This is a genomic window from Azospirillum agricola, from assembly GCF_017876095.1.
Taxonomy (GTDB): Bacteria; Pseudomonadota; Alphaproteobacteria; order Azospirillales; family Azospirillaceae; genus Azospirillum; species Azospirillum agricola.
The window spans coordinates 205777-225685 of sequence record NZ_JAGINM010000008.1; the positions used below are offsets into that span (position 1 = coordinate 205777).

Below are 19909 nucleotides of genomic sequence, written 5' to 3' on the forward strand. Positions count from 1 at the left end.
GATCATGAAACGCATCGCGGCCATCGGGGAATGCATGCTGGAGCTGCGCAGCAGCGGCTTCGGTCCCGCCCGCTTCGGCTTCGGCGGCGACACGCTGAACTGCGCGCTGTATCTGGCGCGGCTCGGCGTGCCGGTCGATTACGTGACGCTGCTCGGCGACGACCATTACAGCGCCGACATGCTGGCGGCCTGGGCGGCGGAGGGCATCGGCACCGGCCGCGTCGTCCGGCTGCCCGGCCGGCTGCCCGGCCTCTACGCCATCGAGACCGACGACAAGGGCGAGCGCTCCTTCTTCTACTGGCGCGACCGTGCGCCGGCGCGCGAGCTGTTCACCCACCCCGACGCCCGGCCGCTGGTCGAGGCGCTGCCGGACTACGGCCTGCTGATGCTGTCCGGCATCTCGCTGTCGCTCTACGGCGAGGAGGGGCGGGCGAGGCTCTACGACGCGCTCGACACGGCGCGCGCCGCCGGGGCCAGGGTCGCCTTCGACACCAACCTGCGGCCGCGCGGCTGGCCCACCCTTGAGGTGGCGCGCGCCGCCTACGAGGCGTTGGCCGGCCGGGTCGACATCGTGCTGTCGGGCGTCGAGGACGAGGCGCTGCTCCATGGCGACGAGCCGGCGGAGGCGATCGTCGCCCGCTGGCGCGCCGCCGGCGCCACCGAGGTGGTGGTGAAGCGCGGCGGCGACGACTGCCTGGTCTGGGAGCAGGGCGGGGCGGTCGAGGCCGTGCCGACGACGAAGGTCGAGCGGGTCGTCGACACCACGGCGGCCGGCGACAGCTTCTGCGCCGGCTACCTCGCCGCGCGTCAGGCGGGCCAGGGCATCGCCGAGGCGGCGCGGCTCGGCCACCGGCTGGCCGGCATCGTCATCGGCCATCCCGGCGCCATCGTCCCGGCCGAGGCCACCGCCGGCCTGAAGGGAAGCCTGTGATGGACGCGCCCGGCAACGCACCCGCCCCGGCGCGGCGCCGGGCGCCCAAACCGGCGGCGGCGCTGCGCGAGCGCGGCACCACGGCGGCGCAGCAGGTCTACCAGCAGCTCCGCGCCGAGATCGTCAGCCTGCACCGCAAGCCGGGCGAGCCGATCAGCGAGAAGGATCTGGCCCAGGCCCACGGCGTCAGCCGCACCCCGGTGCGCGAGGCGATGCTGAAGCTCGCCTCGGAACGGCTGGTCGAGGTGTTTCCGCAATCCGGCACCTTCGTCGCCCGCATCCCGCTGTCCGATTTGCCGGAGACCATTATCATCCGCTCGGCGCTGGAGGAGGCCAGCGTCCGCCACGCCGCCCAGCGCGCCACGCCGGAACAGGCCGGGCACCTCGCCACCCTGATCGAGCGCCAGCGCGCCATGGCGGCGGCCGGCGACCGCGAGGGCTTCCATTTCGCCGACGAGGATTTCCACGCCGCCCTGTCGGAGGTCGCCGGGTTGCCGGGTGTGTGGGCGATGATCCAGCAGGTCAAGGTGCAGATCGACCGCTACCGCCGGCTGACCCTGCCGGAACCCGGCCGCATGGACCGGGTGGTCGCCGAGCACGCGGCGGTGGTCGCCGCCATCGCCGCCCACGATCCGGACGCGGCGGCGCGGGCGATCAAGCATCACCTGGAGAAGCTGCGCGAGGACATCGACGCCTACCGCGTCGAGGAGCCCGACAGCTTCATCGACGATCGGGTGCCGCCACCCGCTTCATAAAACGCTTCATTCTTCGGCAAGGTTCTGGCTTGATCGGGCGGGCGGCCTTCGGGACGCCCGCCCTTCGGCGTTTCCGCGTTCCTATATGTTAACTTGTCTGCTAACATGATCTTTGGAGCGCGCAGGATTCCGCGCGGGATTTGGGTGTGAGGAAGGGCGACGATGGCCGGCTTGAAGTTGCAGCCCAAGCGCAAGGAACGCCTGGGCGACCAGCTCTACGGACAGATACTGGAGCAGATCGTCTCCGGGACCTTGAAGGAGGGGGACAAGCTCCCGTCCGAAAAGGAGCTTTGCCTGATGTTCGAGGTCTCGCGCCCGGTGGTGCGGGAAGCCATGATGCTGCTCCAGGCCGACGGTCTGGTCGTCGCCCGCCAGGGCTCGGGAACCTACGTGCAGCGCCGCCCGCCGCAGGGGCTGATCGCGCTGGGCAGCGCGTCGGACGTCGCCGGGATGCTGCGCTGCTACGAGCTGCGCGTGCCGCTGGAGGGCGAGGCGGCGGCGCTGGCCGCCAAGCGGCGGACGCCGGAGCAACTCGCCCAGATCAAGGCGGCGCTCGACGAGCTCGCCCGCGCCTTCGAGACGCGCACGTCGGCCAGCGCCGCCGATTTCGCCTTCCATCGCGCGGTCGCCGAGGCGAGCTGCAACGACCTGTTCGTCTCGATCCTGGAGACGCTGCACGGCGCCGTCGAGAACTCCATGGCGGTGGCGCTGAACATCACCGCGCAGGGCTCGGCCGAGCGCAGCCGCCGCGTGCTCGACGAGCATGGCCGGATCTACGAGGCCATCGCCATGGGCGACGCCGAGGCGGCCAACCTCGCCATGCGCTACCACATCAACCGCGCCCGCCAGCGGATCACCGACCAGCAGCAGGACGTGTGAGACATAAGCCCTCTCCCGGGACGGGAGAGGGAGGCTATAAGAGCGCCTAACAGAAGCTTGAGTCGTCTCTCGCCTCGTCATCCCCGCCTTCGCGGGGATGACGGTTCCATTGGGCACCGATGGCGAAAACGGAAGTCTGTTCGGCGCTCTTAGCCGGCTCAGGGCAGGAAATCCTCGCGCACCGGCGTGAAGGCGTCAACCAGCACGGTCGGCTCCAGGATCGTCACGCCGTGCATCGTGCCGGGCGGCACGTAATAGCTGGCGCCGGCGCCCAGACGCCGGGTGCCGTGCCCGTCCATCGTCAGCTCCAGGGCGCCCGAGACGATGTAGCCGACCTGCTCGTGCGGGTGGCTGTGCATCGGGGCGACGGTGCCGGGCTTGAAGGTGAACTCCACCAGCATCAGGCCGGCGCCGTGGCTCAGCAGGCGGCGCTCGGCGCCCTCGGGGGTGATGACCGGCGTCTCTTGCGCCGCGTCGGCCAGAATCTTCATCGCGGATGTCCTTCGAACAAGAAGATGAGGGAAAGAAAAGCCCGGCTCATCGGGGGGATGGGCCGGGCCTGGGGAAGGAACGCTCCGGGGGAGGGTGAACCCCCGGCATCGCCCGAGCGCGCTCAGTTGATCAGCAGATGCGGCAGCCACATGGAGAAGCCGGGCACGTAGGTCACCAGGCCCAGCGCCAGGATCAGCGCCGCGTAGAAGGGCAGGATGGTCTTCATCACCTCGCCCACCGAGATGCCGCCGATGGCGCAGCCGACGAACTGGGTGGTGCCGACCGGCGGGGTGTTCAGGCCCAGCGCGCAGTTGATCAGCATCACCATGCCGAACTGCACCGGGTCCATGCCGTAGGCCTGGGCGATGGGCAGGAAGATCGGCGTGCAGATCAGGATCGTGCTCGCCATGTCCATGAAGGTGCCCAGCACGAACAGGATGATGTTGATCATCAGGAAGATGACCAGCGGGTTGGAGGACAGGTTGGCCATCATCTCGCCGGTCAGGTCGGCGACGCTGTAGAGGGCCATCAGGTACTGGAACATGGTCGACACGCCGATCAGCAGCAGCACCACGCCGGTGGTCTTGACCGCCTTCATCGTGGCGTAGACGAACTTCTCCCAGGACAGCGTCCGGTAGGCGAAGACCGTCAGCAGCAGCGAGTAGACCACCGCGACCGAGGCGCCCTCCGTCGCCGTGAAGATGCCGAGCAGGATGCCGCCGAGGATGATGGCGACGACGAACAGGCCGGGCAGGGCGTGCAGGAAAGAGCCCAGGACCTCCGGCCAACCGGGGAAGCGGCCGGCCGGGTAGCCGCGCCTGACCGCCACGAAATAGGCCGCAGCCAGCATGCAGGCGGTCATCACCACCACCGGCATCAGCCCGGCGGCGATCAGCGAGCCGATCGACACCTTGCCGCCCGCCGCCAGCGAATAGAGGATCAGATTGTGGCTGGTCGGCATCAGCGCGCCGACCAGCGCCGCGTGCGTCGTCACGTTGACGGCGTAGTCGGTGTGGTAGCCCTCGCGCTTCATCATCGGGATCATCACCGACCCCATGGCCGACACGTCGGCCACCGGCGAGCCGGAGACGCCGCCGAACAGCGTGCAGGCGACGACGTTCGCCATGCCGAGACCGCCGCGGATGTGGCCGACCATGTTGCGGGCCAGCGTCACGATCTTGTCGGCGATGCCGCCGTGCAGCATCAGCTCGCCCGAGAAGACGAAGAAGGGGATGGCGAGGAAGGAGAAGATGTTCATGCCCGACGTCATCTGCTGGAAGATGACGGCGTAGGGCAGCCCTTCGTACATGATCGTGAAGAGCGACGACAGGCCGATGGCGAAGGCGACCGGCACGCCGAGGATCAGCAGCCCGAAAAAGGATACGGCAAGGACGATCAGTTCCATGTCGGCTCGACCTCTTCATGACGCAGGAGGGCGAGCGTGTGCTCGACCGAGAACAGCACGATCAGCACGCCGGACACCGACAGCGGGATGTAGCGCGCGATTTCCGGCAGGCCGAGGTTGGGAATCAGGTAATGGGCGACCGACATCCCCAGCACCCAGCCGTTGTAGGCCATGGCGGCGCCGAAGAAGGCGACCAGCAGATGGATCAGGATCTCGAACCAGCGCTGCACATGCAGCGGCAGCAGGACGAGGATCGAGTCCATGCCGATGTGTCCGGCGTCGCGCACGGCGACCGCCGCGCCCAGCAGCGTGACGTAGAGCACCAGCACCAGCGCCAGGCTTTCCGCCCAGGTCGGGGTCTGGTTGAAGACGTAGCGCCCGACGACCTCGTAGAAGACGATTCCGACGATGGACAGCAGCCCGACGACCGCGATCACCGTGCTGGCCCGCGCCAGCAATATGTTGAGCTGTGTCAGAAGCCTCCGGGGCTGGGCCCGGACGCCGTCTTCCACCAAGCAGTCTTGCATCATGGTTGCTCCGATGGAGTCCGGCGCGGGAGCCGGCGGGCCGCCCAGCGAAGGCCCGTCCGCCGGTTCCCCGCGCGATCGGATCACTTCGTGTCCTGGATCCGCTTGACGAGGCCCTGGAGCGCCGGCGTGTCGGCGAACTTGGCGTAGACCGGCTTCATCGCGTCGATCAGCTCCTGCTTGTTGGCGATCTGCGTGATCTGGGCGCCGCCGTCCTCGACCATCTTGCGCGACTTGATCTCGCGCTCGTCCCACAGCTTGCGCATGAAGGGCACCGACTCCTTGGCCGCCTTGCGGATCAGCGCCTGGTCGTCCTTCGACAGCCGGTCCCAGATGACCTTGGAGAAGACGACGACCTCGGGGGCCAGCGAATGCTCGGTCAGGCTGTAGTATTTCGCCGCCTCGAAGTGGCGGGAGGATTCGTAGCTCGGCCAGTTGTTCTCGGCGCCGTCGACGATGCCGGTCTTCAGCGCGGTGTAGACCTCGCCGTAGGGCATCGGGGTGGCGTTGGCGCCCAGCGCGGTCATCATGCCGACGAACAGCTCCGACGGCTGCACGCGGATCTTCAGGCCCTTGAAGTCGGCCAGCGAGGTGATCGGCTTCTTCACCGTGTAGAAGGAGCGCGAGCCGCTGTCGTAGAAGGCGAGGCCGACCAGACCCTGGGCCTCCATCGACTTCAGGATGTCGTCGCCGATCGGGCCGTCGAGCACCGTGCGCATGTGCTGGGTGTCGCGGAAGATGAAGGGCAGCACGGTGACGATGGTCTCCGGCACCACGCTGTTCAGCGCGCCGACGTTGATGCGCATCATGTCGAGACCGCCGAGCTTGAGCTGCTCGATGGTGTCCTTCTCGGTGCCGAGCGCGCCCGAGGGGAAGACCCGGATGCCGAGCTTGCCGCCGGTCTGCTCGGCCAGGGTCTTGCCCATCTGCTTGACCGCCTCGACGGTCGGGTAGTCGGCCGGGTGGATGTCGGCGGAACGGAAATCACGCGCCTGCGCGGTCTGGCCGACGGCCAGCGCGACCGTGGCGCCGAAGGTCAGGGCCGCGGCGACGGCCAGTGAACGAAACAACCCGGGCATCAACGTCTCCTCCGTTTTTGTTCGCGCGGCCCTCGGCGGGGCGGTCGCGGTCGCGTCTCGTCGTGCGCCGGAAGGGGCGGTCGTCGCGGATTTCCGCTGCGGATCCCGATCCGGTGAGCTTTGAGAAATGACAAAATCACAATTCAGAATGGAAACCCATGCAACCCATCCGCATCCGTACGGGCTCGATCGGGCACCCGTCTGGGCATTTCCCAATCCTTCTTCCCGGTATCCGGAATTTGGGCGGACGGATTGTGGATACTCCTTATTTATTTCTTAGGCTTTTCTCGGCTTTCATGTCCCGGTGCGGGGATTGTCGACCCAAGTTCATGACCGCCGCCTAGCGAACACCTGTATCGAACGATGATGGGTCGCATGATGGCGGTCCCCGATTCCGGGGACATGTCCTTGGGCGCCACGCACGCTGCTTTTGTTGGGACTTCGGTTGGTTTGCCTTGCTGAAGGTCACTCTAGTCGCGTTGCGTTCAAGTGGTCAAGTGGTAAGATGACTTTGTGCGACGAGACCCGGAAAGGGCCGCCGCACAGGCTTTGGGGAGGAAGAGATGTCATACAATGCGGCGAACACCGCGCCCCGGCATCGCGGGACCGCCGGTGGCTCCGGAATGGGCGGCGGGGTGGTGACGCACTGGTATTCGGGCCTGCGCGGCAAGCTGATGATCGCCATCGGCGTCGTGCTGTCCGGCACCCTGATCGCGGCGGCGGTGGCGTTGTCCGGCTACGCCAACGTGCGGACCACCATCGACGTCATCGTCGGACAGGCCGTTCCCGCCATGAAGGAGGGCATGGCCGTCGCCCAGCAGGCCGAACGTCTGGTGGCGCTGGCCCCGGCGCTGTCCTCCGCCGCCGACCCGAAGGGCCGCGAGGAGGTCTCCGTCCGCATCCGCCACGCCAAGGAGGAGTTCGCCGCCCGGCTCGACCGGCTGCGCGCCGCCGGTGCCGGCGGCGACCAGCTCGCCACCATCGAGGCGGCGTCGAAGGACCTGCTCGGCAACCTCGTCCAGCTCGACGCGGCGGCCGGCGAGCGGGTGACCCGGGCCCAGCGCCGCGCCACGCTGCTGCCCAAGATTCTGGAGGCCGACGCCCAGCTCCAGAAATTCACCGCCCCCTGGCGCACCGTCCTGTTCAACGAGGAGCAGGAGGCGCGCGAGACGCTGGCCAATCCGGGCGCCAAGCCCGAGGAGCTGCGCAACGCCGCCGCGGTGCTGGTCGACGTGGCGAAGCGGGCCAAGCCGCTGGCCTCGGTGATCGAGGAGGCCGCCAGCGCCCGCAACATGCTGCTGGAGGCCGTCGGCGTCACCGACGAGCAGCGGCTGACCATCATCGAGACCCGGCTCGGCCTGATCCTCGCCAATCTGGAGGGGGCGGCGACCCAGCTGCCCGACCGGCTGGGCGAGGTCGCCACCGCCCAGACCGCGATCCTGCGGGCCACGGCGCTCGGCGACGACGCGCTGATCGAGGCGCGGCGCAAGGAGCTGGAGATCCTGGAGCAGTCGCGCAAGCTGCTGGAGGGCAACCACGCTCTGGCCGAGACCATGGCCGCCGGCATCGCCGCGATGGTGCAGCGTCAGGAGAGCGGCATCGCCGCCGCCAGCGCCGCCACCGGGCGGATGCTCGACAACAGCCGCCTGACCCAGATCGCCGTCAGCGTCGTCAGCATCGTCGTGTCGATCCTGGTGGTCTGGCTCTATGTCGGGCGCAGCGTGGTGCAGCGGCTGATGGCGCTGAAGACCGGCATGGGCCGCATCGCGTCCGGCGACCTCGACGCCGACATCGCGCTCGACGGGCACGACGAGATCGCCGAGATGGGGGCGGCACTCCGCGTCTTCCGCGACACCGCGCGCGAGATGGAGGAAACCCGCCTCCAGGCCGAGCAGGACCGCGTCAAGGCGGCCGGCGAACGCCGCCAAGCCATGCTGAACATCGCCGACCAGTTCGAGAGCGGCGTGAAGATGGTGGTGGAGAACGTGTCCGCCGCCGCGACCCAGATGCACCAGACCGCCTCGACCATGGTCGAGACGGCCGAGGACACCTCGCGGCAGGCCGGCAGCGCGGCGGCGGCGGCGGAACAGGCGTCGAGCAACGTCGACAGCGCCGCCTCGGCGGCGCACGAGCTGTCGCTGTCGATCACCGAGATCTCGCGTCAGGTCACCGAATCGGCGACCATCGCGGGCCAGGCGGCGCGCGACGCCGAGCGCACCGACGCCACCATGCGCGAGCTGAACGGGGCGGCCGCGCGGATCGGCGCGGTGCTCGACCTGATCACCGACATCGCCGGCCAGACCAACCTGCTGGCGCTGAACGCGACGATCGAGGCGGCCCGCGCCGGGGAGGCCGGCAAGGGCTTCGCCGTGGTGGCCAGCGAGGTGAAGCAGCTCGCCAGCCAGACGGCCAAGGCGACCGACCAGATCGCCAGCCAGATCGGCGCCATGCAGCAGGCGACCGGCGAGGCGGTGGAGGCGATCCGCACCATCGGCGCCACCATCGCCCGCCTGAACGACATCGCCACCGGCATCGCCGCGGCGGTGGAGGAGCAGGGGGCGGCGACGTCGGAGATCGCCCGCAACGTCCAGCAGGCGGCGGGCGGCACGGCGCAGGCGTCGGAGAACATCGGCTTGGTGCGCACCGCCGCCGGCCAGACCGGCCAGTCGGCGCAGGACGTCCTGTCGGTCGCGGGGCAAGTGTCGAGCGAAACCTCGCACCTGCTCCAGCAGATCGACCGCTTCCTCAAGCAGGTGCGGTCGGCCTGACGGTGTTTCGAAAGCCCCCTCTCGCCTCGCGGGAGAGGGGCTTTTGTTTTATTGAGGCCCCAGCTTTTCGATCAGCTCGGCCAGCACCGCGCGTTCCTCCGCGCTGCAATCGACCAGCGGGGTGCGCACCGGGCCGGCGTCGCGGCCGACCAGACGGGCGCCGGCCTTGACGATGCTGACCGCGTAGCCGGGGCGCCGGCTGCGGATCGCCGCGTAGGGCACGAAGAATCCCTCCAGAAGCCGGTTCACCGTCGCGTCGTCCCGCGCGATCACCGCGCGGTAGAACTCCAGCGCCGTGCGCGGGATGAAGTTGAAGACCGCCGACGAATAGACCGGGACGCCGATGGCGTTGTAGGCGCTGGCGAAGAACTCGGCCGTCGGCAGGCCGCCGAGATAGCAGAAACGCTCGCCCATGCGGCGGCGGATGCGGATCATCAGCTCCAGGTCGCCGATGCCGTCCTTGAAGCCGATGAGGTTCGGACAGCGGTCGGCCAGCCGCACCAGCGAATCCGGCCCCAGCCGGCAGACCCCCCGGTTGTAGACGATCACCCCGACGCCGACGGCGTTGCAGATCGCCTCGACATGGCGCGACACCCCCTCCTCGTCGGCCTCGGTCAGATAATGCGGCAGCACCAGCAGGCCGGCGGCGCCGAGATCCTCGGCCTTGCGCGCCAGCTCCACCGCCAGCCGGGTGCCGTAGCCGGTGCCGGCGATGATCGGCACCTGCCCGTTGCTGGCGGAAACCGCCGTGCCGACGACGTCGCCGTACTCGCCCGGCGTCAGCGAGAAGAATTCCCCGGTGCCGCCGGCGGCGAACAGGGCGCTGGCGCCATAGGGGGCCAGCCATTCCAGCCGGCGGGCGTAGCCGCCGGCGTCGAAGGCGCCGTCGGCGGTGAAATCGGTCACGGGAAAGGACAACAGGCCGGACGACAGCGCGGCCTTGAGGGCTTGCGGCTCCATGGGGAAAGGGACCTTTCGGGGATGGCGCGCCGGCTCACTCCACGGGAAGCTCGGGGGGAAGTTCGGCGACGGTCTTGGTGACGAGATAGGCGTCCAGCCCTTCCGCGCCGCCCTCGCTGCCGTACCCGCTCTCCTTCACGCCGCCGAAGGGGGCCTCGGCGAAGGCGATGCCGTAGCTGTTCAGCCCGACCAGCCCGCTTTCCAGCCCGTCCGACAGGTCGGCGGCCCGGCGGGCGGAGCGGGTGAAGGCGTAGGCGGCGAGGCCCTGGGGCAGGCGGTTGGCCTCCCGCAGCGCCTCGTCGAGGCTGGAGACGCGGTTGACGAGGGCCAGCGGGCCGAAGGGCTCGACGGACATGGCGGCGGCCTCGACCGGCACGTCGGCCAGCAGGGTCGGCTGGAAGAACAGGCCGGGGCCGGGAATGCGGTTCCCGCCCGCGACGAGGCGGGCGCCGTGGTCGCGGGCGTCGCCGATCAGATGCTCCATGGCGTCGATCCGGCGGCGGTTGGCGAGCGGCCCGACCTGCACGGCCGGGTCGCGCCCGTCGCCGACGGCCAGCGCGCGGGCGCCCTCGGCGAAGCGGGCGACGAAGCGGTCGAACACCGTCTCATGGACCAGGAAGCGGGTGGGGGAGATGCAGATCTGGCCGGCGTTGCGGAACTTGGCGGCGACCGACAGGGCGGCCACCGCCTCGGCGTCGACGTCCTCGCAGACCACCACGGGGGCGTGGCCGCCCAGCTCCATGATGACCGGCTTGACGCCCTCCGCCGCCAGCCCGGCGATGCGGGCGCCGACGGCGGCTGAGCCGGTGAAGGACACCTTGCGGACGACCGGCGAGCGGATCAGCCGCTCCGCCACCTCGGCCGGCTCGCCGAACACGACGTTCAGCACGCCGAGCGGCAGGCCGGCGTCGTCGAGCGCGCGGGCCAGCTCCAGCGCGGTGGCCGGCGTCTCCTCGGCGGGCTTGAGGATGCAGGAGCAGCCGGCGGCGAGCGCGGCGGCGATCTTGCGGGCGGGCGTGATCGCCGGAAAGTTCCACGGCGTGAAGGCGGCGACCGGGCCGACCGGTTCGCGGAGCGCGGTCAGCCGGCCGCCGCGCTGGCGGGCCGGAATGACCCGGCCGCAGGCGCGGCGCCCCTCGTCGGCGAACCATTCGAACATGTCGGCGGAGCCGTTCACCTCGGCCCGCGCCTCGACCAGCGGCTTGCCCTGCTCCAGGGTCAGGACCAGCGCGATGTGCTCCAGCCGCTCGCGGATCAGCTCGGCGGCGCGGCGCAGCAGCCTGGCGCGGTCGTAGGCCGGCACCCGGCGCCACACCTGGAAGCCCTGGCGGGCCGAGTCCAGCGCCGCGTCCAGGTCGGCGGCGGTCGCCAGCGGCACCCGCGCCAGCGTCTCGCCGGTCGCCGGGTTGAGGACCGGCGCGCGGGCCGCGTCGGGCGGCGCCAGCCAGTCGCCGTCGATGAAGAAAGCCGGATCCCCGTAGGCATGATGGGCCATGACGCGCTCTCCCAAGCTGGAACGGCCCACGGGTCGGGCGGGCCTGCCCGGCCTCTTGGTTTTGCGCAGCGACCGTGACCGGGTTGGGGCGTCGGGCTGCCGAGGCTCGGATGGACACAGCGTTACACGACATCGTGTCGTCATACAAGCAGGCCCTTGATTGCGCCTATCATGCGCCCTGTCAGCGGTCATTCTTGTAACTTGACATGACAAGTGATACCAGGAACCGGGACGGAACCATGGGACGGGAAGGGTTGGAGAGATGAGCTTGCAGCGGCGGGAAACCCTGACCTCCCAACTGGTGACCGCGCTGCGGGCGCGGATCGAGGGCGGCGAGTTTCCGCCCGGCGCCAAGCTGCCGAGCGAGCAGGAGCTGATCGAATCCTTCGGCGTCAGCCGCACCGTGGTGCGCGAGGCGATCTCCAATTTGAAGGCCGGCGGGCTGGTGGCGACCCGCCAGGGGGTCGGCGCCTTCGTGCAGGTCCCTGAGCCGGCGCCGGTGCCGCCCTTCCGCATCGACGAGGCCGACCTCGGCGTGATCTACGAGGTGATGTCGGTGCTGGAGTTGCGCATCGGCATCGAGACGGAGGCGGCGGCGCTCGCCGCCCAGCGCCGCAAGGACAGCCACATCGCCGCCATGCGCGCCGCCCTGGAGCGCATCGCGGCGGCGGTCGAGGCGGGGGAGGACGCGGTGTCGCACGATCTCGACTTCCACCGCGCCATCGCCGAGGCGACCGGCAACCGCTACATGTTGGAGCTGTTCCAGTATCTCGGCTCGGTGCTGATCCCGCGCACCCATGTGCAGACCTTCCGCCTCGCCGCGGAGCCCCGCGACGCCTATCTGCGCCGCATCAACGACGAGCATTGGGGCCTGTTCGACGCCATCGTCCGCCGCGACTCCGACGCCGCGCGCGCCGCCATGCGCCTGCACCTGACCGGCAGCCGCGAGCGCCTGCGCGGCTATTGGGAGGCCAACGGCGGGCCGGGGTGAGGACGGCGGCGCCCGCGGGATCGTTCACGCCCTATTTTTTCTAATGAATCGGGATCGAAAATCTGGTTTGAGCGGGTGTCGCCCCGCCCCTATCGTAACCGTGTGAACAGCGGCCACGGCAAGGTTTCGTGCCCGCTTCAACGGTTTCGGGAGGGTTTCGGGATGTCGATGGAAGGCGTGACGCCGGAGAAGGTGGCCCTGGTGACGGCGGGCGGCAGCGGCATGGGCGCCGACGCGGCGCGCCGGCTGGCGGCGGATGGCTTCCGCGTGGCGATCCTGTCGTCGTCGGGCAAGGGCGAGGCGCTCGCGCGGGAACTCGGCGGCGTCGGCGTCACCGGGTCGAACCGCTCCAACGACGACCTCAAGCGTCTGGTCGATCTGGCGATGGAGCGCTGGGGGCGCATCGACGTCCTGGTGAACAGCGCCGGTCATGGTCCCCGCGCGCCGATCCTCGACCTGTCGGACGAGGACTGGCACACCGGCCTCGACGTCTATCTGATGAACGTGATCCGGCCGACCCGGCTGGTGGCGCCGATCATGATCGGGCAACGGGGCGGGGTGATCATCAACATCTCCACCTTCGCCGCCTTCGAGCCCGACCCGCTGTTCCCGACCTCGGGCGTGTTCCGGGCGGGGCTCGCCTCCTACACCAAGCTGTTCGCCGACAAGTACGCGGCCGACAACGTGCGCATGAACAACGTGCTGCCCGGTTTCATCGACAGCCTGCCGGAGACCGAGGAACGCCGCCAGCGCATCCCGATGCAGCGCTATGGCAAGAGCGAGGAGGTCGCCGCGACCATCGCCTTCCTGGCCTCGTCCGGCGCCGGCTACATCACCGGCCAGAACATCCGCGTCGATGGCGGCATCACCCGCTCGGTCTGAGGGGCCGCCCGGAAAGGCTGCACCACCGTGAACCGGACATTCCGCGCCGAACAAGACGCAGGTCCCAGGTTCGGGGATTTTCGAAGCGAAGGAAGAGACACGTGAGCGCCAGGAATTTCTACTTGGTTATGGCTGTCGTCGGCGCGGCGGTCCCTTGGATGTTCTTCTGGTCTTTCTTTGCGGTTCATGGACTTGATGTCCCGCTTTTTCTGCAATCTTTGTTTGCAAACGGTGCGGCCGGTGGCTTCTCGGCCGATGTGCTGATTACGATCCTCATCTTCTGGGTGTGGTCATGGAGGGATTCGATCAAGAACGACGTCGCGCGATGGTGGCTGATTCTTCCGGCAAGCTTCTTCGTTGGGCTGTCTCTGGCGCTGCCGCTCTATCTGTATCTGCGTGAACGGGATTGAATCCATGACGTCTCAGGACTTGCTCGCGGCGTGATCCCTCGGCTGGGCGTCCCTGTTCGCGCTGGAAAGGAAGCGGCTCGAATGAGCGAAGCCCAGCGGCCACTCCATCCGGAAAAAAATCGGGCGCCGCCTTCATCCGAAGGGGCGCCCGAGTGGACCGAGCCGCGCGCAAGGGGGAGAGCACCGGGTGGGACCATGAAACCCGGCGGCGACTCCAGCGTCTGACCAGCCGGCGGTCGGGAAGCGCTCGTGACCGCCAGCGTCCACAGGGATAGCGGGGCGCTTGTCGGATGTCAAACATATTTTGTTCGTTTCGCTGATCATTTCATCGCTTTGGACAAGCGCCTTCGCCGCAACCGTTCGGAGAGATGAGGAAAGAAATCCCGAAAACTTGCTGGAACCCCATGTTTTCCATGGTCTCTAACGCGATGGGTGCGCCGTTGCTTTCATCTTCCGTCTGGCGGAAGGCGGCTCCCGGCCGCATTTGCCCCTTGCTCCGATCCTCCCATCTGTGATCTTGTCTGACAGGTTCAAAACCAACAAGACATTCCGGTGGGAGGTTTCCCCGATGACGACCCGCGACCCGAAATCCCTGCGCAGCCACCGCTGGTTCGGCGTGCAGGATCTGCGTTCCTTCGGCCACCGCTCGCGCGTGCGGCAGATGGGCTACGCGGCGGCGGACTTCGCGGGCAAGCCGGTCATCGCCATCGTCAACACCTGGAGCGACCTCAACCCCTGCCACGCCCATTTCAAGCAGCGGGTGGAGGATGTGAAGCGCGGCGTCTGGCAGGCCGGCGGCTTCCCGGTCGAGCTGCCCGCCATGTCGGTGCCGGAGACCTACGCCAAGCCGACCTCGATGCTCTACCGCAACTTCCTGGCGATGGAGACGGAGGAGCATCTGCGCTCCAACCCGATCGACGGCGTCGTGCTGATGGGCGGCTGCGACAAGACCACCCCGGCCCTGCTGATGGGCGCCATCAGCATGGATCTGCCGGCGATCTTCATCCCCGCCGGGCCGATGCTGCGCGGCAACTGGGGCGGCAGGATCCTCGGCAGCGGGTCGGACGTCTGGAAATACTGGGACGAGAAGCGCGCCGGCACCATCAGCGAGCGCGAGTGGGAGGAGATCGAGAACGGCATCGCCCGCTCCCACGGCGTGTGCATGACCATGGGCACCGCCGCCACCATGACCGCCATCGCCGAGGTGCTGGGCTTCACCCTGCCCAACGCCTCCTCGATCCCGGCGGCCGACAGCAACCACCCGCGCATGGCCAGCGACAGCGGCCGGCGCATCGTCGACATGGTGTGGGAGGATCTGAAGCCCTCCGACATCCTGACCCGCAAGTCGTTCGAGAACGCCATCGTCGCCTCGCTGGCGATGGCCGGCTCGACCAACGGCATCATCCACACCGTCGCCATGGCGCGCCGGGCCAGGATCGACCTCGGCATCGACGATTACGACAGCTTCGCCCGCGAGGTGCCGGTGATCGCCAACGTCCGCCCGTCCGGCCAGTTCCTGATGGAGGATTTCTACTACGCCGGCGGCCTGCGCGCGCTGCTGAGGGAACTGGGCGACAAGATCGACCTGACCCAGCGCACGGTGAACGGCGGGACGCTGGGCGACGACATCGCCGACGCCAGGACCCATCTGCCGGACGTCATCCGGCCGCTCGACAACCCGGTGTCCTCGGCGGTCGGGCTGGCGGTGCTGCGCGGCAACCTCGCGCCGAACGGCTGCGTGATGAAGCCGGCGGCGGCCGAGCCGCGCCTGTGGAAGCACACCGGCCCGGCGCTGGTCTTCCGCGACTACAACCACATGGCCGCCGAGATCGACCGCGAGGATCTGGAGGTCACCGCCGACCATGTGCTGGTCTTGCAGAACGCCGGGCCGCAGGGCGGGCCGGGCATGCCGGAATGGGGCATGCTGCCGATCCCGAAGAAGCTTCTGCGCCAGGGCGTGCGCGACATGCTGCGCCTGTCCGACTCGCGGATGAGCGGCACCAGCTATGGCGCCTGCGTGCTGCACATCGCCCCGGAATCCTTCATCGGCGGGCCGCTCGCCTTCGTGCGCACCGGCGACCCGATCGAGGTGGACATCGCCCTGCGCCGGATCCATCTTCACGTGTCCGACGAGGAGATGGCGCGGCGCCGCGCCGACTGGGTGGCGCCCAGGCCGCATTACCCGCGCGGCTACGGCGCGCTGTTCAGCCGCCACATCGGGCAGGCGGACGAGGGCTGCGACTTCGACTTCCTCCAGGCGGGGGAGGCGGTGCCGGAGCCCGAGATCCACTGACGATCTGCCGGAAGGACCCGCCATGCCGCACCCCGTCGCCCTCGATCCCGCCGCCTTCCGGACCGAGGTGGACGGCAAGCCGACCGACCTCCACACCCTGACCGGCGACGGCGGGGTCTCCGTCGACGTGACCGACTATGGCGCGCGGATCGTCCGCATCCTCGCCCCCGACCGCGATGGGGTGCCCGGCGACGTGGTGCTCGGCTACGACAACATCCGGTCGGTGATGGGCGGGCAGGCGTCGATGGGCGCCTTCATCGGCCGCTTCGCCAACCGCATCGCCCACGGCCGCTTCACGCTGGACGGCGTGGAGCATCAACTCGCCCGCAACGGCGGCGCCCACCACATCCATGGCGGCGTCAAGGGCAGCCGCTTCCGCGTGTTCGACACCGAGCGGCTTGGCCCCGGCGCCGTCCGCATGAGCCTGACCTACGCCGACGGCGAGGAGGGCTATCCGGGGGAACTGCGCTCCGCCGTCACCTACCGGCTCGACGGCGACACGCTGCGGATGGAGTACGAGGCGGTGGCCGACCGCCGGACGATCGTGAACTTCACCGGCCACGCCTACTTCAACCTGGCCGGCGCAGGCTCGATCCTCGACCATGTGCTGACGATGAACGCGCGGGCCTTCACCCCGACCGACGCGACCGCGATTCCGACCGGGGAGATCCGGCCGGTCGCCGGCACGCCCTTCGACTTCACCACGCCGCATCGCATCGGCGAGCGCATCGACGCCGACGACGAGCAGATCCGCTTCGGCAGCGGCTACGACCACAACATGGTGATCGACAAGCCGCCGGGCGCCTTCGGGCCGGTCGCCACGGTGGAGGAGCCCGTCTCCGGCCGGCTGCTGGAGGTGAGCAGCAGCGAACCGGGGGCGCAGCTCCATTCCGGTAATTTTCTCACCGGCGCGGCGCCGCGCGACGTCGGGCGCGGCGGGGTGCCCTTCGTCCGCCGCGGCGGCCTGTGCATCGAGCCGCAGCGCTTCCCCGACGCGCCCAACCACCCGAACTTCCCATCGACCGTTCTCGATCCCGGCGAGATCTTCCGGGGCGTCATCGCCTACCGCTTCGGCGTGCGCTGATCCATCGCGCGGAGCCGCCGCGCCGTCCGCTCGTCCAGCGTCACGGCCGGACTTCGTCCCGGCCGTCCGCGCGGAACCTCGGGGCTTGCCCGTGGATGCCCGTGCCGGGCACGGGCATGAGGATTTTCCCTGCCCCTCGACTTAACGAAAGTAGGGGGTGTCTCCGTAAGATTCTGTCAACCACACGGGCTTACAGTTGGTGTAGCAATCAATTCGGGGCGCGAAGCGTGGGCGTCGCCGTTTCCCGAGAGAGCGCTGAAAAAGACAACAGGCGGGCGGTATGCCCAGGCACTAGAACGATGCCGGGAGGAGTTGCAGAGCATGACCATCGCCAATCCGTCCACGCCCGTCCGGAGCCGCCGCTTCGGCGTGCGCGCGAAGCTTCTGCTGGCCTTCGCCGGCATGGCCGGCATGACGGTCGCGGCCAGCGGCGTCGGGCTGACGTCCTTCTCGGCGGTCGAGGCGCCGCTGACCCGGATCGTCGGCACCAGCCTGCCGGAGATGGAACTGGCCAAGCGCCTGTCGGGCGAGAGCGGGGGGATCGCCGCCGCCGCCCCGACGCTGGACGCCGCCGAGAACCAGACCGCCCGCGAACACCTCTTCTCCGAGATCATGGGGCGCGGCAAGGCGCTGGTCGGGCTGGTCGGCGAGCTTGAGGCGCGCCGGCCGGGCGACCCGATGCTGCCCGACGTCCGCGCCAAGACCACCGCGCTGATCGCCACGCTGGAGGCCGAGAACGCCGCCGTCGAGCGCCGGCTGGCCGTGCGCGCCAAGCGCGACGAGACGCTGTCCGAACTGTCCAAGGGCTACGACGCGTTCCTGGCGGCGCTCGCCCCGCTGACCGAGAAGGCCGGCACCACCCTGCGCAGCAAGGGCGACGAGCTGGATTCCGGCACCGAGCGCGACATGGACGCGCTGGCCGACGCCATCCGCTCGTTGATCAGCCTGTACGAGCTGCGCGGCGACATCGCCGCCGCGTCGGAGGCGATGAGCCGCGCCGCCGCCGCCATCGACGGCCCGGGCGTCACCCAGCACCAGCAATCCTACCTGGAGGCCGCCGCCCGCCTGGTCAGCGCCACCGCCCAGGTCGGCAACAGGCTGAGCAAGCAGACCACCGACGCGCTCGACGAGTTCTTCACCCTGGGCGACGGCGAGCAGGGCATCTTCGACCTGCGGCGCAAGTCCCTGGAGGTCGCCGAGGCCGACCGCATCCCCCTGATGACCCGGATCCACGAGCGTCTCGCCGACACGCAGAAACGGCAGCTCGCCCTGCTCGACCAGATGGAATCGCCGCTGATGCGGCTGAAGGCCGAGATCAAGCTGTCGAGCGTCAACGTCCGCTCGCAGACCCGCGATTCCATGCAGGAGCTGCTGGGTGACGGCCTGACCCGCTTCCGCACCTATCTGGAGCTGTCGACCCACGGCAACGCCCTGACCAGTGCGCTGAACGAGGCGGCGCAGGCGCCGAGCGGCCAGCGGCTGAAGGCGCTGGAGGCCCGCTACGCCGCCGCCGCCAAGGAGCTGGACGACCGCATCAAGTTGCTCGGCCGCGCCGGCGACGACGGCCTGCCCAAGCTGGTCAGGGCCGCCGAGGCGCTGGCCGCCTTCGGCAAGGGCGAGGCCGGCATCTTCGCGCTGCGCCGCGCCGAACTGGCGGCGATCTCCGACAACGAGGGGGTGCTCGACCAGAACCGCCAACTGGCCCAGCAGTTCGCCGTCACCGTCGACCGCCAGATCGCCGCGATGAAGGCCGAGGCGGACAGCGCCGCCGCCGGGGCGACCGCCGCCATCGGTTCCGGCCGCCTCATGATGATCCTGTTCGCCGCCGCCAGCCTGATCGGCGCCGCGGCGCTCGCCTGGTTCGTCGCCGGGCGCGGCATCGTCGCCCGCATCAGCCAGCTTTCCGACGCCATGCGCGCCATCGCCGGCGGCAACCTCGACACGGCCATCCCAAAGCCCGGCGCCGACGAGATCGGCGACATGGCGCAGGCGTTGATCGTCTTCCGCGACACCGCCAACCAGGCGAAGGAGGCCGACGCGCGGGCCGAGGCCGAGCGCGGCCGCGCCGCCCAGGAACGCCGCCGCGCCATGGTCGAAATGGCCGAGACCTTCGAGAGCAGCGTGCGCTCGGTGCTCGACCGCGTGTCGCGGGCGGCCGGCGAGATGCAGGACATGGCCCAGCGCATGAGCCGCAACGCCGAAACCACCACCGGCGAGGCGGCGACCGCCGCCAGCACCTCGCAGCAGGCCGAGGGCAGCGTCAAGGCCGTCGCCGCCGCCACCGAGGAGCTGTCGGCCTCGATCCAGGAGATCGGCAGCCAGGTAACGGCGTCGAGCCGCATCGCCCGCAAGGCCGCCGACGACGCCGAGCGCACCGACCGCACGGTCGAGGGGCTGGCCCAGAGCGCCAACAAGATCGGCGAGGTCGTCCAGCTCATCAACGACATCGCCAGCCAGACCAACCTGCTGGCGCTCAACGCCACCATCGAGGCGGCGCGGGCGGGCGAGGCCGGCAAGGGCTTCGCCGTCGTGGCGAGCGAGGTCAAGAGCCTCGCCAACCAGACCGGCAAGGCGACCGAGGAGATCTCCGGCCAGATATCGGCGATGCAGGCGGTGACGCGGGAGGCGGTGGACGCCATCCGCTCCATCGCCGGCACCATCCGCGACATCAACGAGATCGCCGCGACCATCGCCGCCGCGGTGGAGGAGCAGAGCGCCGCCACCCGCGAGATCGCCCGCAACGTCGGCGAGGCCGCGGACGGCACCCAGCATGTCCGCCACAGCATCGATTCGGTGGCGAGCGCCGCCGCCGAGTCGGGCGAATCGGCCAACCGCGTGCTGACCGCCTCCTCCACGGTCGCCGACGAGGTGCGCTCGCTCGGTTCCCAGGTCGACACGCTGGTCAACCGGATGCGCGCCGGCTGACGGAACCCAACCCGGCCGACGCGGGTTGACGAG

The 19909-nt window shown here is 69.5% G+C and carries 16 protein-coding genes; 10 read left to right on the forward strand and 6 right to left on the reverse strand.

From position 1 onward, the window contains the following. Window positions 1-4 precede the first annotated feature (4 nt). From J2847_RS14300 to J2847_RS14310, 3 genes are all read left to right on the forward strand, one after another. Window positions 5-931, forward strand: coding sequence for a sugar kinase (locus J2847_RS14300; RefSeq protein WP_209779602.1), 927 nt, complete (start codon window positions 5-7; stop codon window positions 929-931). Next, window positions 931-1686 (forward strand): GntR family transcriptional regulator, encoded by a 756-nt coding sequence (locus J2847_RS14305; protein WP_209779603.1) that lies wholly within the window; start codon window positions 931-933, stop codon window positions 1684-1686. Before J2847_RS14300 ends, J2847_RS14305 begins: the two co-directional genes overlap by 1 nt. A gap of 162 nt (window positions 1687-1848) precedes the next feature. Continuing rightward, on the forward strand, window positions 1849-2565 hold the full coding sequence (locus J2847_RS14310; RefSeq protein ID WP_209779604.1) for a FadR/GntR family transcriptional regulator: 717 nt from the start codon (window positions 1849-1851) through the stop codon (window positions 2563-2565). Between the two features lie 158 nt (window positions 2566-2723). Here the strand turns inward: J2847_RS14310 and J2847_RS14315 are convergent, their stop codons facing one another. From J2847_RS14315 to J2847_RS14330, 4 genes are all read right to left on the reverse strand, one after another. Then, the gene (locus J2847_RS14315) at window positions 2724-3056 is read right to left on the reverse strand and encodes a cupin domain-containing protein (protein ID WP_209779605.1); all 333 of its coding nucleotides are present in this window, start codon (window positions 3054-3056) and stop codon (window positions 2724-2726) included. Window positions 3057-3178: 122 nt separating this feature from the next. Continuing rightward, window positions 3179-4462 (reverse strand): TRAP transporter large permease, encoded by a 1284-nt coding sequence (locus J2847_RS14320; RefSeq protein ID WP_209779606.1) that lies wholly within the window; start codon window positions 4460-4462, stop codon window positions 3179-3181. Further along, entirely contained in the window at window positions 4453-4992 is a 540-nt protein-coding gene (locus J2847_RS14325) for a TRAP transporter small permease (protein ID WP_209779607.1), read from the reverse strand. Before J2847_RS14325 ends, J2847_RS14320 begins: the two co-directional genes overlap by 10 nt. 80 nt (window positions 4993-5072) lie before the next feature. Then, a complete protein-coding gene (locus J2847_RS14330; RefSeq protein WP_209779608.1) occupies window positions 5073-6068 on the reverse strand; it encodes a TRAP transporter substrate-binding protein in 996 nt (331 codons plus the stop codon). Between the two features lie 563 nt (window positions 6069-6631). On the opposite strand from J2847_RS14330, the gene J2847_RS14335 reads away from it, so the two are divergent. After that, window positions 6632-8836, forward strand: coding sequence for a methyl-accepting chemotaxis protein (locus J2847_RS14335; RefSeq protein WP_233474518.1), 2205 nt, complete (start codon window positions 6632-6634; stop codon window positions 8834-8836). A 48-nt stretch (window positions 8837-8884) separates the two neighbouring features. Here J2847_RS14335 and kdgD read toward each other — a convergent pair whose 3' ends face one another. After that, on the reverse strand, window positions 8885-9796 hold the full coding sequence (gene kdgD / locus J2847_RS14340; RefSeq protein ID WP_209779609.1) for a 5-dehydro-4-deoxyglucarate dehydratase: 912 nt from the start codon (window positions 9794-9796) through the stop codon (window positions 8885-8887). A 34-nt stretch (window positions 9797-9830) separates the two neighbouring features. Continuing rightward, a complete protein-coding gene (locus tag J2847_RS14345) occupies window positions 9831-11291 on the reverse strand; it encodes an NAD-dependent succinate-semialdehyde dehydrogenase (RefSeq protein ID WP_209779610.1) in 1461 nt (486 codons plus the stop codon). A 262-nt stretch (window positions 11292-11553) separates the two neighbouring features. Between J2847_RS14345 and J2847_RS14350 the strand changes: the two genes are divergently transcribed. From J2847_RS14350 to J2847_RS14375, 6 genes are all read left to right on the forward strand, one after another. Beyond that, on the forward strand, window positions 11554-12282 hold the full coding sequence (locus tag J2847_RS14350) for a FadR/GntR family transcriptional regulator (protein WP_209779611.1): 729 nt from the start codon (window positions 11554-11556) through the stop codon (window positions 12280-12282). A gap of 177 nt (window positions 12283-12459) precedes the next feature. Next, complete coding sequence (locus tag J2847_RS14355) at window positions 12460-13164, forward strand: SDR family oxidoreductase (protein ID WP_209779698.1); 705 nt, start codon at window positions 12460-12462, stop codon at window positions 13162-13164. A 101-nt stretch (window positions 13165-13265) separates the two neighbouring features. Continuing rightward, window positions 13266-13574 (forward strand): DUF2834 domain-containing protein, encoded by a 309-nt coding sequence (locus tag J2847_RS14360; protein ID WP_209779612.1) that lies wholly within the window; start codon window positions 13266-13268, stop codon window positions 13572-13574. Window positions 13575-14142: 568 nt separating this feature from the next. Beyond that, on the forward strand, window positions 14143-15867 hold the full coding sequence (araD, locus tag J2847_RS14365; protein ID WP_209779613.1) for an L-arabinonate dehydratase: 1725 nt from the start codon (window positions 14143-14145) through the stop codon (window positions 15865-15867). Between the two features lie 22 nt (window positions 15868-15889). After that, on the forward strand, window positions 15890-16951 hold the full coding sequence (locus J2847_RS14370; protein ID WP_209779614.1) for an aldose epimerase family protein: 1062 nt from the start codon (window positions 15890-15892) through the stop codon (window positions 16949-16951). Between the two features lie 321 nt (window positions 16952-17272). After that, window positions 17273-19876: a methyl-accepting chemotaxis protein gene (locus J2847_RS14375; protein WP_209779615.1), complete on the forward strand. Its 2604-nt coding sequence runs from the start codon at window positions 17273-17275 to the stop codon at window positions 19874-19876. Window positions 19877-19909 lie beyond the last annotated feature (33 nt).